Source organism: Cupriavidus sp. FW305-26, from assembly GCF_058787975.1.
This window is the reverse complement of record NZ_JBYTAH010000015.1, coordinates 66,409-81,914: the sequence shown is the minus strand read 5'-3', so window position 1 is coordinate 81,914 and position 15,506 is coordinate 66,409. Positions and strand designations below refer to the sequence as shown.

Below are 15,506 nucleotides of genomic sequence, written 5' to 3'. Positions count from 1 at the left end.
CCCCCCCCCCCCCCCCCCCCCCCCCCCCCCCCCCCCCCGCTGCGTTTTCCCGGTCAGGAAATCGTGTAGGTGGTACGTTCCCCGGGGTTGTAGAGGTCCCTGGCCAGTTGCAGGATCTGGTCCCGATGATGGTCGAAGGTGGCGAGAAGGGCGGATTCTTCCGCGGCACCCTGGTGGCTCAGGCGCAGAAGGATTTCGTCAGTGACCTGAAAGGCCACTTCGCGCGCGTTGTCGTAGCCCCAGAAGCAAACGCAGTGCCGCGCCGCATCGTAGCTGCGGCTGGGATTGGGAAAATTCAGTGCCATTGCAGACTCCTGTCCGGTCACGGTACGCCGTGCGTGTTGGGCTTGCTGGCGCCAGCCGGTGCTGCCGCCCCCAGTATGCGCCTGTTTCCCGCAAGCTGGGCATGTGTCCCTGCGGCCTGCTGGAGCGCATGGCGCGTTCTTCGCGAAAGATATTTCCTTCGCCGGCGATTTAGCGCGTATGCTGGGATTGCCATTATCTCCAGGCAAGCCATTCAGGAGCCCATCATGGCCAAGAGTCAACTACGCAGCAGCCGCGAAGCCAAGAAACCCAAGCAACCGAAAAAGCCATCCGTGCCGGCCTCACCCTTCAGCACGGTCCAGTTTCGCGGGCACGATGAGGTCGCCAAGAAGAAGAAATGACTGAGACCGACAGTGCAGGGGTCGTCTGGTCCCTTGTGTTCCTGGCCGCGTTGGTCGGGGTCTACGGCTACATCATCCGGGTGGGCATCCACCACAAGCCGGTGTTCGGCATAGCGAAGCACTCGCTTCGGTACTGGTGGCACCGGCTGGTCCACGTGACCAAGTAAGCAACGCCGGCCAGTCAGGCCGGCGCGGGCAAGATTTGCGGTTTTGCCGCACAATACAGCCTGCGCGCCGCACAGGAGCACGCTGGATCGATCAGAGGCGAGGGCACTGACCTCGCCCGTCAGCGGGCGGCATTTTGTTGAACATCCTGCAATCCTGTACATGGCCGCCCCACATGCACATTCCGCCGCGGATCCCGTCCGCGGCGCAGACACTTCCGTTTCTTTCCGCGATAGCAATCCATCCGGCCGCCTGCCGCTGCTGGCGCTCGGGGTCGGCAGCTTCGGCATCGGCACCGGCGAATTCGTCATCATGGGCCTGCTGCCCGATGCCGCCAGCGACCTCGCCATCTCCATCCCGCAAGCCGGCCACCTGATCAGCGCCTATGCGCTGGGCGTGGTCATCGGCGCGCCGCTGCTGGCGGTGCTGGGCGCGCGCTGGCCGCGGCGCAACCTGCTGATCGCGCTGATGGCGGTGTTTGCCGCCGGCAATATCGCCAGCGCGCTGGCGCCTTCCTATCTGTCGATGATGGTGGCGCGCCTGCTCACGGGTTTTCCGCATGGCACGTACTTTGGCGTGGCGGCGCTGGTGGCCGCCAGCCTGGTCCCGCGCGAACGGCGCGCGCAGGCGGTGGGGCTGGTGATGCTGGGCCTGACCACTGCCACGCTGGTGGGCGTGCCGATCGCCGCCACGGTCGGCACCTGGCTGGGCTGGCGCTCGGCCTTCGTGATTGTCGGTGCCCTCGGTGCACTGACGGCGCTGCTGGTGTGGCGGTGGGTCCCGTTCGTGCCGGCCGACCGGCGTGCCAGCCCGCTGCGCGAGCTGTCGGCGCTCAAGCGCAAGCAGGTCTGGCTGACGCTCGGTATCGGCGCGATCGGCTTCGGCGGCATGTTCTCGGTGTTCAGCTATATCAAGCCGACCATGCTCGAGCTGGCGCATATGCCGGCGGCGGGTATCCCGGTGGTGCTGGCCTTGTTCGGCATCGGCACGGTGGCGGGCAACCTTGCCGGCGCGAAGCTGGCCGACAAGGCGTTGATGCCGACCATCGGCGGCGTGCTGGTGTGGGCGGCGCTGGTGCTGGGCGCCTTCGCCTTGACCGCGTCGCATCCCTGGCTGGCTGCCATCAATGTGCTGCTGGTGGGCACCACGGTGGCACTGGGCCCGGCCTTGCAGATCCGGCTGATGGATGTCTCCGGCGACGCGCAGACGCTGGCCGCGGCCCTCAACCACTCGGCCTTCAACATGGCCAACGCGCTCGGCGCGTGGCTGGGCGGGGTGACCATTGCCGCCGGCTACGGCTGGGAGTCCACCGGCTGGGTCGGCCTGCTGCTGGCGCTGGGCGGCCTGGTGGTCTATGCGTGGTCGATGCTGAGCATGGGCCGGCAGGGCGCGCCAGTCGCGGCGCAGGCGTGATGCAGGCGGACCTGGTGGGTGCGCGCACAGGTCTGCAAGGAACAAAAAAAAGGGGTGCCTCATCGGGCACCCCTTTTTCATCCGCGGTCCGCTGGCGGGACGGGCTTACTCTGCGTCCGCGACGCTGGCGCCGACCACGTTGAAGCCGCCGTCGACATAGGTGATCTCACCGGTCACGCCGCTGGCCAGGTCGGACAGCAGGAAGGCGGCCACGTTGCCGACTTCTTCGATGGTGACGTTGCGGCGCAGCGGCGCGGCCTGCTCGAAGTGGCCGAGCAGCTTGCCGAAGCCCTTGATGCCCGAGGCGGCCAGGGTCTTGATCGGGCCGGCGGAGATGCCGTTGGCGCGGATGCCACGCGGACCGACCGACGAGGCCAGGTAGCGCACGCTGGCTTCCAGCGAGGCCTTGGCCAGGCCCATGGTGTTGTAGTTGGGAACCACGCGCTCTGCGCCCAGGTAGGTCAGCGTCAGCAGCGAGGCCTTGTCCGACAGCAGCGGCAGCGCGGCCTTGGCCAGCGCCGGGAAGCTGTAGGCGGAGATGTCATGGGCGATGCGGAAACCTTCGCGCGACAGGCCTTCCAGGAAGTCGCCGGCGATCGCCTCGCGCGGCGCGAAGCCGATCGAGTGCACCAGGCCGTCGAACTTATCCCAGCGCTGGCCCAGCGCGGCGAAGGTCGCGGCGATCTGCTCGTCGCTGCCGACGTCGCATTCGAACACCAGGTCGCTGCCGAATTCCTTGGCAAAGTCGCTGATCCGGTCCTTGAACCGTTCGCCGACATAGGTGAAGGCCAGTTCGGCGCCTTCGCGTTTGCACGCCGATGCGATGCCATAGGCGATCGACCGGTTAGAGAGCAAGCCGGTGATCAGGATCCGCTTACCTGCCAGAAATCCCATAAGTTCTCCAAGGTGGTGTATCAGGCACGCTTCGTGCGTCCGCCGTGCGGCCGTGTGCGTGCCTTTGCTGTCTTGCGGTCGTTTTTATTGCGCCGCGCAGAGGGAATGTCCGGATGGCTGGCGCCACCCCGGACACATGTAAAATTGTCTCATACTTGGCCCGGCCACAGAATGCCGGGCCCCACAGGTCATAGTGGAGGAATCCAACGGGATGCCTATTCAAGCACGTTGGCCGCTTCAGGCGGCATGGCAGTGCTTCCGGCGGGATGCGGTACTGCGCGGTTGGGTTGCAAGCGGGCTGGCGATGGCGCTGGCGGCGGGGGTCTCTCTCTTTTCCAATCCGGCGCTGGCGGCGCATGGCTTCGCGCTGCACGGGGACCTGAAGTACCAGGCGGATTTCCGGCATTTCGACTATGCCAATCCCAATGCACCCGCCGGCGGCACGCTGACACTCGCCAATCCGGACCGGCGCACCAGTTTCGACAAGTTCAATCCGTTCACGCTGAAGGGCACGTCGGCGCCCGGCCTGAACGCGCTGATGTTCGAGTCGCTGCTGATCAGCAGCGCCGACGAGAGCGCGAGCGCCTATGGCTTGCTCGCCGAGGATGTCACGGTGGCGCCGGACGAGCTGTCGGTCACGTTCACCATCCGGCCCCAGGCGCGCTTCTCCAATGGCGACCCGGTGCTGGCGTCGGATGTCAAATATTCTTATGACATGCTGATGAGCAAGGCCTCGAGTCCGGGCTATCGCAGCATGTGCACCGATGTGAAGGCGGTGATCGTCGCTGGCGAGCGCACAGTGCGCTTCGAATTCAAGCAGCGCAACCGCGAGCTGCCGCTGATCGTAGGCTCGCTGCCGGTGTTCTCGAAGAAATGGACGGCCAAGGTTCCGTTCGAGAAGCTGACCTTCGAGCCGCCGGTCACCAGTGGCCCCTACCTGATCGAGCGCTATGACGCCGGCCGCGGCATCATCTTCCAGCGCGACCCGAAGTACTGGGGCAAGGATCTCGCGGTGCGCCGCGGCACCTTCAATTTCGCGCGCGTGGCCTACCGCCTGTACAAGGACGAGACCGCCAAGCTCGAGGCATTCAAGGCAGGGGAGTTCGACGCCATCGTCGAATACAAGGCCAAGAACTGGGCCAAGAGCTACCAGGGCACCCGCTTTCGCAACGGCGAGCTGCTGAAGACCGAGTTCCCGCACCGCAACGGTGCAGGCATGCAGGGCTTCGTGATGAATATGCGCAAGCCGGTGTTCCAGGACGTGCGCGTGCGCCAGGCCCTGATCCTTGCGCTGGACTTCGAATGGCTGAACCGGCAGTTGTTCTACGGCGCCTACAGGCGGCTGGACAGCTGGTTCTCCAACAGCGAGCTGGCCGCCAGCGCCACCTTCGATGGCCGGCCCAGCCCGGGCGAGCTGGCGTTGCTTGAGCCGCTGCGTGCGGAATTGCCGCCGGAGGTGTTCGGCCCGGACGTGGTCCAGCCCAGCACTGCGGCGCCGCGTTCGCTGCGCGACAACCTGCGCCAGGCACGGCGCCTGCTGGCCCAGGCCGGCTGGACCTATACGGATGGCGCGCTGCGCAACGCCAAGGGCGAGACGCTGGTGTTCGAGTTCCTCGACGACGGCGGCGCCATGAGCCGCGTCATCACCACCTATGTGCGCAACCTGGAGAAGCTTGGTATCCAGGTGAACCAGCGCACCACGGACTTTGCGCTGTACCAGAAGCGGCTGGAGGATTTCGACTTCGACATGGTGTCGATCCGCTTTCCCGACTCGCAAAGCCCCGGCAACGAGCTGCGCGACCGCTTTTCCAGCGAGGCGGCCGGCACGCCGGGCTCGGACAACCTGTTCGGGCTGAAGTCGCCCGTGGTCGACAAGTTGGTGGATAACGTCTTGCACGCCCATACCCGGCAGGAACTGGTCACCGCCGGGCGGGCGCTGGACCGGGTGCTGATGCATGGCTACTACATCGTGCCGAACTGGTACAGCGCATCGCACCGCGTGTCCTACCGCAAGACGCTGGCCTACCCGGAGCGCCTTCCCTATTACTACACGGCCGAAGGCTGGATCCTGAGCCAATGGTGGCGCACGGACCTGCAGCCGCAGGCACGCTGACGCGCCCGCTGCGAACAAGACAAGGAAGAGGACCGGCCGATGCTTGCCTACCTGCTCAAGCGCATTCTGCTGATGATCCCGACGTTGATCGGGGTCATCACGCTGACCTTCGTGGTGATCCAGTTCGTGCCGGGTGGCCCGGTCGAGCAGATGATGATGGAACTGAAAGGGCGGGGCGGTGCCGGCGAAGCCAGCGGCGGTGGCGCCGAATACCGCGGGCGGCGCGGCGTCGACCCCGAGAAGATCAAGGAGATCCAGGCCCTGTATGGCTTTGACAAACCGCCGCTGGAGCGCTACTTCCTGATGCTCAAGCGCTTTGCCCAGTTCGACCTGGGCCAGAGCTATTTCCAGCACCGCAGCGTGTGGGAGCTGGTCAAGTCCAAGCTGCCGGTGTCGGTCAGCCTGGGTTTGTGGACCTTCTTCCTGACCTACCTGATATCGGTGCCGCTGGGCATTTCCAAGGCCATCCGCGCGGGCAGCCGCTTTGACGTGGTGACCAGCATCATCGTGCTGGTGGGCTATGCCATCCCCGGCTTCGTGCTGGGCGTGCTGCTGCTGGTGCTGTTCGGCGGCGGCACCTTCGTGCAGTGGTTCCCGCTGCGCGGGCTGACCTCCGACAACTGGGAGCAGCTCTCGCTGATGGGCAAGGTGATGGACTACCTGTGGCACCTGGTGCTGCCGATCACGGCATCGGTGGTGGGCAGCTTCGCGGTGGTCACCATGCTGACCAAGAATGCCTTCCTTGAGGAAATCCGCAAGCAATACGTGCTGACCGCGCGCGCCAAGGGCCTGGGCGAGCGCCGCGTGCTGTGGAAGCACGTGTTCCGCAACGCGCTGATCCCGCTGGTGACGGGATTCCCGGCCGCGTTCATCGGCGCCTTCTTCACCGGCTCGCTGCTGATCGAGACGCTGTTCTCGCTCGACGGGCTGGGCCTGCTGTCCTATGAGGCGGTGCTGCGGCGCGACTATCCGGTGGTGCTGGGCACGCTCTACCTGTTCACGCTGATCGGGCTGGTCACGCGCCTGATCTCCGATGTCTGCTACGTGCTGGTGGACCCGCGCATCCATTTCGAGGGCTTGCACCGATGAAACTGTTCACGCACGCGGCCCCCAACGGGCTGCCGCATTCGCCTTCGCCGCGCCAGCGCGCCTGGCAGCGCTTTCGCCGCAACCGGCGCGGCTACTGGAGCCTGGTGATCTTCGTGGTCATCTTCGTGCTGAGCCTGGGCGCCGAGCTGCTGTCCAGCAACCGGCCGCTGGTGGTGCACTACAAGGGCGAATGGTATTTCCCCATCGTCAAGGTCTACCCGGAAACCACCTTCGACGGCGATTTCGCCACGCCCGCGGACTACCTCGATCCGTATATCCGCGACCGCATCACCACCAACGGCAACTTCGCGGTGTTCCCGCTGAACCATTATTCGTACGACTCGCTCAACTACTTTGCCAAGGAGCCCAACCCGGCGCCGCCGTCGGCAGAGAACTGGCTGGGCACCGACGACCGCGGCCGCGACATCCTGGCCCGGCTGCTGTACGGCTTCCGCGTGTCGGTGCTGTTCAGCCTGGCGCTGACCGTGATCGGGGTGCTGGTGGGCACGCTGACCGGGGCGCTGATGGGCTTCTTCGGCGGGCGCTTCGACCTGTTCTCGCAGCGTGCCATCGAGATCTGGAGCTCGATGCCGGAGCTGTACCTGCTGATCATCTTTGCCTCGATCTTCGAGCCCAGCCTGGCGCTGCTGATTATCCTGCTGTCGCTGTTCGGCTGGATGGGCCTGTCCGACTACGTGCGCGCCGAGTTCTACCGCAACCGCTCGCTCGACTACGTCAAGGCCGCGCGCGCGCTGGGCCTGTCCAACGTGCAGATCATGTGGCGCCATATCCTGCCTAACAGCCTGACCCCGGTGATCACCTTCCTGCCGTTCCGCATGAGCGCCGCGATCCTGGCGCTGACCAGCCTGGACTTCCTCGGCATGGGCGTGCCGCCGACCACGCCCAGCCTGGGCGAGCTGCTGGCGCAGGGCAAGGCCAACCTGGATGCGTGGTGGATTTCGCTGTCGACCTTCGCGGTGCTGGTGGTCACGCTGCTGCTGCTGACCTTCATGGGCGACGCGCTGCGCGATGCCTTCGATACCCGCCTGGGCCTGGCGGCGCTGCGCGGCCGGGTCGAACCCAAGATCCCGGCCGGCGCGCCGACCGGGGCGGCACCGGAGGCCACGCCATGACCGCGGTGTCTCCCGTGATCCAGCCGGCCGTGGCGCCGGCCGCGGCGCCGGCGCCCGGTTCCACGCTGATGTGCGTCGACAAACTTTCCGTCACCTTCGGCCACGGCGAGCATGCCACCCGTGCCGTGCGTGAAGTCAGCTTCGACCTGCGCGCGGGCGAGCGCTACGCGCTGGTGGGCGAGTCGGGCTCGGGCAAGACCGTGACCGCGCTGGCGATGCTGCGGCTGGTGGAAGACGCCTACTACGACGGCGCGATCCGCTTCGAGGGCAAGAACCTGCTGGAGGTGTCGGACCGCGAGATGCGCGGCATCCGCGGCGCCGAGATCGCGATGATTTTCCAGGAGCCGATGACGGCGCTCAACCCGCTGTACACCATCGGCAACCAGATCGTCGAGACGCTGGCGCTGCACGAGGGCCTGGACCGCCGCGCCGCGCGCGAGCGCGCCATCGCGCTGCTGGAGCGCACCGGCATTAGCGACGCCGCGCACCGCTTCGACAGCTTCCCGCACCAGCTCTCGGGCGGTCAGCGCCAGCGCGCCATGATCGCCATGGCGCTGGCCTGCCGCCCCAAGCTGCTGCTCGCCGACGAGCCGACCACGGCGCTGGACGTGACCATCCGCGCCCAGATCATGGACCTGCTGCGTGACCTGCAGGCCGAGTTCGGCATGGCGGTGATGCTGATCACCCATGACCTCAACCTGGTGCGTTCCTTTGCCCAGCGCGTGGGCGTGATGGAGAAGGGCGTGCTGGTCGAGACCGGCGAGACCGCGCAGGTGTTTGCCGCCCCCCAGCACCCCTACACCCGCAAGCTGATCGACAGCCGCCCCAGGCGCGAGGTGCTGCCGCTGGTGCCGCTGGCGCCGGTGCTGCTGGAAGCGCGCAAGCTGAGCGTCAACTACGCGCGCAAGCGCCGCGGGCTGGCCGGCTGGTTCGGCAAGGACCAGTTTGCGGCGGTCAAGGACGTGGACTTCCAGCTGCGCGAGGGCGAGACCGTCGGCATCGTCGGCGAGTCCGGTTCGGGCAAGACCACGCTGGCGCATACCGTGCTGGCGCTGCAGCGCAAGAGCGGCGGCACCATCCATTTCCTCGGCCGCAGCTTCGACACCGCCACGCGCGACGATCGCCGCCAGTTGCGCGCGCGCATGCAGGTGGTGTTCCAGGACCCGTTCGGCTCGCTGGCGCCGCGCATGACCATCGAGCAGATCGTCGGCGAAGGCCTGGCGCTGCACCAGCCCGGGCTGTCGCACGAGGGCACGCGCCAGCGCGTGATCGAAGCCCTGCGCGAGGTCGGCCTGGACCGCACCGCGCTGGGCCGCTATCCGCATGAATTCTCGGGCGGGCAGCGGCAGCGCATCGCCATTGCCCGGGTGCTGATCCTCAAGCCGCAGATCCTGGTGCTGGACGAGCCCACCTCGGCGCTGGACGTGTCGATCCAGCAGCAGGTGCTGGCGCTGCTGTCCCAGCTGCAGCACAAGTACAACCTCACCTACCTGTTCATCAGCCATGACCTGGCGGTGATCCGGGCCATGGCGCATCGGGTTTTCGTGATGAAGGCAGGGGAGGTGGTCGAGGCCGGCGACACCGAAGCGGTGCTGGGCGCACCCCGGCACCCCTATACGCGCAAGCTGATGGCGGCGGCGCAGGTCGGCGCTGGCTGACCCGGAGGTGTGCGGCGCAGCAACGCCGCGGCCCCGCCTGGCTAGCATCCGGTTGTTCGGATCAATCCGATAAACAAGGTGCGAATTCCCGCCTATATCCTTGATTCGCCAGTCAAATCCGGCGAATTTGTAACGAACTTTGACATGTGAATGACAACCCTTTACCATCCCGCGAGAACTAGTTTTGGGGGTGGTCCGTCCGACGCATTGGATCGTGCATAGCACGTTTGCGGTGCAAGACAGGCCCGGAAAGCCTGGTGCGGATGTTGCATAGGGTTCACCCCGCAGGTTCACATGAATTTCTCGCGAAGTTCACGCGAATTTCACATATAAGCAGCTGCCCCGGACTCGTGCCGGGGCTTGCTTTGGAACGATCAACGGGAGAACCAATGCAGCGATCGGTACTTCATTCCCTGGCGCGTGCCGCCGTCGGAATTGCCATTGTCTGCGGTGCGACTGTGTCGAATGGAGTGCTGGCGGATACGGTATTCAAGGATGCCGACGCCCGTATCGATGCCACGGCCCACGCCGCGGATTCGCATGCGGAAGGCAAGCGCGGCTTGCTGTCGTCGGTGGTGAATTCCACCAGCAACGTTGCCAGCAAGGCTGGCGACCTGGTCATGAATGCGCTGGGCCTGATTGGCGTGCGTTACCGCTTCGGCGGCAACAGCCCCGAATCCGGCCTGGACTGCAGCGGCTTCGTCCGCTACGTGTTCCAGGACACCTTCGGCTTCATGCTGCCGCGCCGCTCTGTCGAAATCAGCCGTGTCGGCACCACCGTGGCGGCCACCGACCTGCGTCCGGGCGACCTGGTGTTCTTCAACACCATGCGCCAGACCTTCTCGCACGTCGGCATCTATATCGGCGACAACAAGTTCGTGCATGCCCCGTCCACGGGCAGCAAGATCCGAGTCGACGACATGCGTGCGTCTTACTGGGTGACCCGCTACAACGGCGCCCGCCGCATCGAGGATGGCAAGGAGGGCGGCGCCGATGGCCTCGGCGACATGGTCGAGACGCTCAAGCGCTATGACCCCAAGGTTGTCCGCGCATCGATGTACGGCGGCTGAGTTTCCGGCGCGCTACAAGCAAAAAGGACTGCTGCGACAGTCCTTTTTTCTTTGGCGGGGCGTGCTCCCCGGGCTATTGCACTGCGACCGTTCCGGCCGGTGCCAGGCGGGCCTGTTCCAGCCGCTGCCGCAGCGTTGCCATCACCGCCGTGGTGGCCTGTTCGCCGGCCAGTATGGCCCGGTTGCGGGCGTTGAAGTCGCTGCCGCCCATATCGGGCAGCTCGGGGCGGATCACCACGTCGGCGCGCGCCAGTGCCATCTTGTTGATCGACTGGCCCATGATCGCGGTGGTCTGCAGCAGCACGCCGCTCTGGCCCGCGTTCTTCTGCGCCGACGGGTCGGCCGAGATGTTGACCGCGATGACAAAGTCCGCGCCCATGCCGCGCGCGGAATCCACCGGCACCGGCTCGACCAGGCCGCCGTCGACATAGTCGTGACCCTGGATCGACACCGGCTGGAACACCCCGGGCACGCTGCTCGACGCGCGCACGGCCTGGCCTGTGTTGCCGCGGCGGAACAGGATTTTCTCGCCGCTCTTGAGATCGGTGGCGACAATGCCCAGCGGCAGCTTCATGGCCTCGATGGTCCGGTTCTGCACCAGCCGGTTGATGTAGTTCTGCAGCGCCTCGCCCTTGAGCCAGCCGCCGAAGCGGGTGCCGAAGGGCAGGGCCCAGTCGGCGATGGCAGCCTCGTCCATGGTCAGCGCCAGCTTGTTCAGCTGGAAGCCATTCAGTCCGCTGGCGTAAAGCGCCGCCACGACCGCGCCGGCGCTGGTGCCGGTGACCAGGTCGGCATGGATGCCTTGCGCTTCGAGCGCCTTGATCACGCCGATATGGGCAAAGCCGCGCGCCGCGCCGCCGCCCAGCGCCAGGCCGATCTTGACGGGCCGCGGCGCGGGCGGGGTGGTGGCGAGCGGCGGCGCGGGACGCGGGCCGAACGAGCAGCCCGCCAGCAGGGCGGCCGCGGAGATACCGAGGAAATGACGTCGTTGCATGAAGCGAGATCAGTAGCCAGGTGGGACCGGCGGATACAGGGATGTGATGCGGGCGCTCCTCAATGGGGCTGGCATCGAATTGCCTGGATCAGCGGCATCACCTCAGACCGGCGCAAGCATAAATGATTCCGCACGGCGCTGGCACGCCGGGCGGGGCGAGGGATGCGCGTTGGTATAATGTAAGACCTGCACATACACCAGCCTGCGCGCCGCTGCGCGCGGGCTTTCTTGTTTCTGCCCCTGACCATGACCCAACGCGTCCGCACCCGCTTTGCGCCGAGCCCGACCGGTTTTATCCACCTCGGCAATATCCGCTCCGCGCTCTATCCCTGGGCCTTCGCCCGCCGCATGAAGGGCGACTTTATCCTGCGCATCGAAGACACCGACGTCGAGCGTTCGTCGCAGGAAGCGGTCGACGTGATCCTCGAGAGCATGGCCTGGCTGGAGATGGATATCGACGAAGGTCCGTTCTACCAGATGCAGCGCATGGACCGCTATCGTGAAGTGGTCGCGCAGATGGTTGAGTCCGGCCTGGCCTACCGCTGCTACATGAGCACCGAAGAGCTGGATGCCCTGCGCGAAGCCCAGCGCGAGCGCGGCGAGAAGCCGCGCTACAACGGCTTCTGGCGTCCCGAGCCGGGCAAGGTCCTGCCCGAGCCGCCGGCAGGGGTCGATCCGGTGATCCGCTTCAAGAATCCGATCGGCGGCAGCGTGGTGTGGGATGACGCGGTCAAGGGCCGCATCGAGATCTCCAACGACGAACTCGACGACCTGGTGATCGCGCGCCCGGACGGCACCCCCACGTACAACTTCTGCGTGGTGGTGGACGACCTCGATATGAAGATCACCCACGTGATTCGCGGCGACGACCACGTCAACAACACCCCGCGTCAGATCAACATCATCCGCGCGCTGGGCGGCACGCCGCCGGTCTACGCCCACCTGCCGACCGTGCTCAACGAGCAGGGCGAGAAGATGAGCAAGCGCCATGGCGCCATGGCCGTGACCGGCTACCGCGACGAGGGCTATCTGCCCGAAGCCGTGCTGAACTACCTGGCGCGCCTGGGCTGGGCCCACGGCGACGCCGAGATCTTCTCGCGCGAGCAGTTCGTTGAATGGTTCGACCTGGAGCACCTGGGCAAGTCGCCCGCCCAGTACAACCCCGAGAAGCTGGCCTGGCTGAACAACCACTACATCAAGGTCGGCGACAACCAGCGCCTGGCCACGCTGACGCAGCCGTTTATCGAGGCGCTCGGCGGCAAGGTGGAAGGGGCGGACCTGGCCGGCGTGGTGGCGCTGGTGAAGGACCGCGCCAATACGCTGAAGGAGGTCGCGCAGGCGGCGCTGCTGTTCTATCGCGGCGAGCCGCAGGCGGATGCCGCGCTCAAGGCCGAGCACCTGACCCCGGAAATCCAGCCCGCGCTGGCGGCGCTGGCCAACCAGCTGGCCGCGCTGCCGGAATGGAAGCGCGAAGCCATCAGCGCCACCTTCAAGGCCGTGCTGGCCGAGTTCGGCCTGAAGATGCCCAAGCTGGCCATGCCGGTGCGCCTGCTGGTGGCCGGCCAGCTGCAGACGCCAGGCATCGATGCGGTGCTGGAACTGTTCGGCCGCGACACGGTGCTGCGCCGCCTGGCGGCAGCTGCATAAAAAGTCGCAAAAAGTCCGCGCCGGGGGCTTGCGCTCCGGGCCGGACTTGCGCATAATCTCTTTCTCCCTGCGGCGCGGTCCCTGACCAAGCGGGCTGGCGGATCCGCAAGGATCTTCGCAATCTCCGAACTGATTTTTGAAGTGACGGGAAAGCGAAAAAAGCTGAAACGGGAGCTTGCAAAGATTAATGGTTGATATATAATCTTGGCTTCGCTTGAAACGGTAGTTAATTCAGGCGAAAACGCAGCAAGTTGCAGTAAAGAGCAGTACCATGGGGCTATAGCTCAGCTGGGAGAGCGCTTGCATGGCATGCAAGAGGTCAGCGGTTCGATCCCGCTTAGCTCCACCAAGATTTAGGTGTCATCCAGGTTGTTTAGGGTGGCGCCAGACGGAACGTGTTGAAAGACAAGTTTCTGTCCCCTTCGTCTAGAGGCCTAGGACATCACCCTTTCACGGTGAGTACAGGGGTTCGAATCCCCTAGGGGACGCCATAACAACAGGGCGTAATCAGACGCCCAGTCGACTGAAGCGAAGCTTCGGAAGACGCCGACTAAGGAGTGGTAGTTCAGTCGGTTAGAATACCGGCCTGTCACGCCGGGGGTCGCGGGTTCGAGTCCCGTCCACTCCGCCAAAACTGAACCCGCATGGTTTGCGCCATGCGGGTTTTTCTTTGGGTGAGGCATTATGTCGTTAATCGCCGCAAACGCAATAAAAAATGTTGCATTCGTTGCGAAATTCGCTATATAATCCTGTCTTCGCTGCAAATGCTGCGGTAAGCGGCAGACAGCGAAGGTGGTTCCAGCAGTAACCGTCCAGCAGTATCGGATACGGGGCTATAGCTCAGCTGGGAGAGCGCTTGCATGGCATGCAAGAGGTCAGCGGTTCGATCCCGCTTAGCTCCACCAGAATTTGGGAGGCGTCTGAAAAGAAGCTTCCCAGGCGCGAAAAAGCCTGCTATGATGGCGGACTTTCCAGCGCAAGACAGAAAGCGCGTTGTAAAACAAGTTTCTGTCCCCTTCGTCTAGAGGCCTAGGACATCACCCTTTCACGGTGAGTACAGGGGTTCGAATCCCCTAGGGGACGCCATAACAACAGGGCGTAATCAGACGCCCAGTCGACTGAAGCGAAGCTTCGGAAGACGCCGACTAAGGAGTGGTAGTTCAGTCGGTTAGAATACCGGCCTGTCACGCCGGGGGTCGCGGGTTCGAGTCCCGTCCACTCCGCCAAATTAGAACGCCCGCGCAAGCGGGCGTTTTTCTTTTCCGGTTACTGAAGATGCGGCCGCCGCCCTTGCGAGCGGCCAGTGCCAGAGTCAGTTTTCCGGATCCTTGCTGACCCGGCTGAAATACCGCACCAGCAGCACGCCTGCAATCGCCAGGCTGATGCTGTTGGCCAGCCAGAAGCCGCTGGCGCCGCGTGTGAAGTCGGGCATGCCCTCGATCAGCCCGAAGCCCACCACATAACCCCCGCCCAGTCCGATGCCCCACAGCGAGCCGGCATAGATCAGCGTCGGAATCAGCGCGATCTTGTACGCGCGCAGGATAAACGCCGTCATCACCTGCACCGCGTCGAAGGCCTGGTAGAACGCCACGAACAGCACCAGCGGCAGCGCTGCCGCGACCACCGCGGGATCGCTCGCGTAGGCATGCAGCACCGGCTTGCGCAGCAGCCACAGCAGGGCACCGGTCAGCACCGCCAGCGTCACCGCCATGCGGATACCTCGCCAGGCAAGGCGGCTGGCGCCGGCCAGGTCGCGCGCGCCGAGATGCTGTGCCACCAGCGTCGAGGTGGCAATCCCCAGCGACAGCGGCAGCATGTAGGCCACCGCGCCCAGGTTGGCGATGATCTGGTGCCCGGCCAGCGTGACCGTGCCCAGGCGCGTGATGAAGATCGACATCAGCGTGAACGAGGTGATCTCGATCAGGTAGGTCAGGCCCATCGGCACGCCCAGCCGCAGCAGCGCGCGCAGCGGGGCGGCAGCCGGCCAGCTCCACATACTGAAGATCCGCAGCGGGTGATAGGCGCTGCCGTAGCGCAGGATCAGCAGCCCGGCGATGCACCAGGCCCAGCTGATCAGCGTCGAGGCCAGGCCGCAGCCGGGGCCGCCCATCGCCGGCACGCCCAGGCCGCCGTGGATGAACCAGGCATTGAGCGGCACCTTCAGCGCCAGCCCGCCGATCTGCAGCACCGTCACCATGATCGGGCGCGACAGCGCATTGTTCAGCGCCGAGTAGATGCGGAATGCCAGCGCCGCCGGCAGCCCGAAGGCACCGAGATGCAGGTAGGCGGTGGCTTTCTCGACCAGTTCGGGCGGCGCCTTGGCGAAAGCGAGCAGCGGGGCCGGGAAGGCCAGCAGCAGCACGCCCGGAATCGCCAGTGCGGCGCCCAGCCATGCGGCCTGCCGGACCTCGGCGCCGATCGCCTCGATGCGGCCGGCGCCATAGAGCTGCCCGGCGATGGGCGACAGCGCCTGCAATACGCCCATCAGGCTGATATAGATGGTGACGTAGATCGAGCCGCCCAGGCCCACGGCGGCCAGGTCGGTCGCCGAGGCGCGCCCGGCCATCACGGTATCGATGACGCCAAAGGCGATAACGGCAAGCTGGCCGGCCAGCACCGGGCCGGCCAGGCTGGCGATACGGCGAAGGTCTTGGAACAGGGTCAT

General features: G+C 65.5%; 13 protein-coding genes and 6 tRNA genes. 15 read left to right on the top strand and 4 right to left on the bottom strand.

Annotation, left to right across the window (positions count from 1 at the left end; all coding sequences use genetic code 11):
• Positions 1 to 53: 53 nt before the first annotated feature.
• Positions 54 to 305 (bottom strand): DUF1488 family protein, encoded by a 252-nt coding sequence (locus tag AC3WQZ_RS11560; RefSeq protein ID WP_010814281.1) that lies wholly within the window; start codon positions 303 to 305, stop codon positions 54 to 56.
• Positions 306 to 530: 225 nt separating this feature from the next.
• Here AC3WQZ_RS11560 and AC3WQZ_RS11555 point away from each other — a divergent pair, with 225 nt between their 5' ends.
• The 3 genes from AC3WQZ_RS11555 to AC3WQZ_RS11545 all read left to right on the top strand — a co-directional run bounded on the left by AC3WQZ_RS11555 (position 531) and on the right by AC3WQZ_RS11545 (position 2,243).
• Positions 531 to 665: a hypothetical protein gene (locus tag AC3WQZ_RS11555; RefSeq protein WP_013957262.1), complete on the top strand. Its 135-nt coding sequence runs from the start codon at positions 531 to 533 to the stop codon at positions 663 to 665.
• Positions 662 to 832 carry a hypothetical protein gene (locus AC3WQZ_RS11550; protein ID WP_010814280.1) on the top strand — a complete coding sequence of 57 codons (171 nt, stop codon included), beginning with the start codon at positions 662 to 664 and terminating at the stop codon, positions 830 to 832. Before AC3WQZ_RS11555 ends, AC3WQZ_RS11550 begins: the two co-directional genes overlap by 4 nt.
• A 160-nt stretch (positions 833 to 992) precedes the next feature.
• Positions 993 to 2,243, top strand: a complete 1,251-nt coding sequence (locus tag AC3WQZ_RS11545; RefSeq protein ID WP_010814279.1) for an MFS transporter — start codon at positions 993 to 995, stop codon at positions 2,241 to 2,243.
• Between the two features lie 105 nt (positions 2,244 to 2,348).
• Here the strand turns inward: AC3WQZ_RS11545 and fabI are convergent, their stop codons facing one another.
• A complete protein-coding gene (fabI, locus tag AC3WQZ_RS11540; RefSeq protein ID WP_010814278.1) occupies positions 2,349 to 3,137 on the bottom strand; it encodes an enoyl-ACP reductase FabI in 789 nt (262 codons plus the stop codon).
• A gap of 211 nt (positions 3,138 to 3,348) precedes the next feature.
• On the opposite strand from fabI, the gene AC3WQZ_RS11535 reads away from it, so the two are divergent.
• From AC3WQZ_RS11535 to AC3WQZ_RS11515, 5 genes are all read left to right on the top strand, one after another.
• On the top strand, positions 3,349 to 5,250 hold the full coding sequence (locus tag AC3WQZ_RS11535) for an extracellular solute-binding protein (RefSeq protein WP_011615643.1): 1,902 nt from the start codon (positions 3,349 to 3,351) through the stop codon (positions 5,248 to 5,250).
• Positions 5,251 to 5,289: 39 nt separating this feature from the next.
• Positions 5,290 to 6,339, top strand: coding sequence for a microcin C ABC transporter permease YejB (locus tag AC3WQZ_RS11530; RefSeq protein ID WP_010814276.1), 1,050 nt, complete (start codon positions 5,290 to 5,292; stop codon positions 6,337 to 6,339).
• Positions 6,336 to 7,472 (top strand): ABC transporter permease, encoded by a 1,137-nt coding sequence (locus AC3WQZ_RS11525; protein ID WP_010814275.1) that lies wholly within the window; start codon positions 6,336 to 6,338, stop codon positions 7,470 to 7,472. The genes AC3WQZ_RS11530 and AC3WQZ_RS11525 overlap by 4 nt, the downstream gene beginning before the upstream one ends.
• The gene (locus tag AC3WQZ_RS11520; RefSeq protein ID WP_492299134.1) at positions 7,469 to 9,130 is read left to right on the top strand and encodes an ABC transporter ATP-binding protein; all 1,662 of its coding nucleotides are present in this window, start codon (positions 7,469 to 7,471) and stop codon (positions 9,128 to 9,130) included. Before AC3WQZ_RS11525 ends, AC3WQZ_RS11520 begins: the two co-directional genes overlap by 4 nt.
• Positions 9,131 to 9,519: 389 nt before the next feature.
• Complete coding sequence (locus AC3WQZ_RS11515) at positions 9,520 to 10,200, top strand: C40 family peptidase (RefSeq protein ID WP_010814273.1); 681 nt, start codon at positions 9,520 to 9,522, stop codon at positions 10,198 to 10,200.
• Positions 10,201 to 10,273: 73 nt separating this feature from the next.
• Here AC3WQZ_RS11515 and AC3WQZ_RS11510 read toward each other — a convergent pair whose 3' ends face one another.
• A complete protein-coding gene (locus AC3WQZ_RS11510) occupies positions 10,274 to 11,194 on the bottom strand; it encodes a patatin-like phospholipase family protein (protein ID WP_058697198.1) in 921 nt (306 codons plus the stop codon).
• A gap of 246 nt (positions 11,195 to 11,440) precedes the next feature.
• On the opposite strand from AC3WQZ_RS11510, the gene gltX reads away from it, so the two are divergent.
• From gltX to AC3WQZ_RS11475, 7 genes are all read left to right on the top strand, one after another.
• A complete protein-coding gene (gene gltX, locus AC3WQZ_RS11505; protein WP_011615640.1) occupies positions 11,441 to 12,841 on the top strand; it encodes a glutamate--tRNA ligase in 1,401 nt (466 codons plus the stop codon).
• Positions 12,842 to 13,114: 273 nt separating this feature from the next.
• A tRNA-Ala gene (locus tag AC3WQZ_RS11500) sits at positions 13,115 to 13,190 on the top strand.
• Between the two features lie 66 nt (positions 13,191 to 13,256).
• Positions 13,257 to 13,332, top strand: a tRNA-Glu gene (locus AC3WQZ_RS11495).
• A gap of 63 nt (positions 13,333 to 13,395) precedes the next feature.
• A tRNA-Asp gene (locus tag AC3WQZ_RS11490) sits at positions 13,396 to 13,472 on the top strand.
• 198 nt (positions 13,473 to 13,670) lie between these two features.
• Positions 13,671 to 13,746: transfer RNA gene (locus tag AC3WQZ_RS11485), tRNA-Ala, on the top strand.
• A 105-nt stretch (positions 13,747 to 13,851) separates the two neighbouring features.
• Positions 13,852 to 13,927: transfer RNA gene (locus tag AC3WQZ_RS11480), tRNA-Glu, on the top strand.
• 63 nt (positions 13,928 to 13,990) lie between these two features.
• Positions 13,991 to 14,067 (top strand) — tRNA-Asp (locus tag AC3WQZ_RS11475).
• A gap of 86 nt (positions 14,068 to 14,153) precedes the next feature.
• Here AC3WQZ_RS11475 and AC3WQZ_RS11470 read toward each other — a convergent pair.
• Positions 14,154 to 15,506 carry an MATE family efflux transporter gene (locus AC3WQZ_RS11470; protein WP_492300564.1) on the bottom strand — a complete coding sequence of 451 codons (1,353 nt, stop codon included), beginning with the start codon at positions 15,504 to 15,506 and terminating at the stop codon, positions 14,154 to 14,156.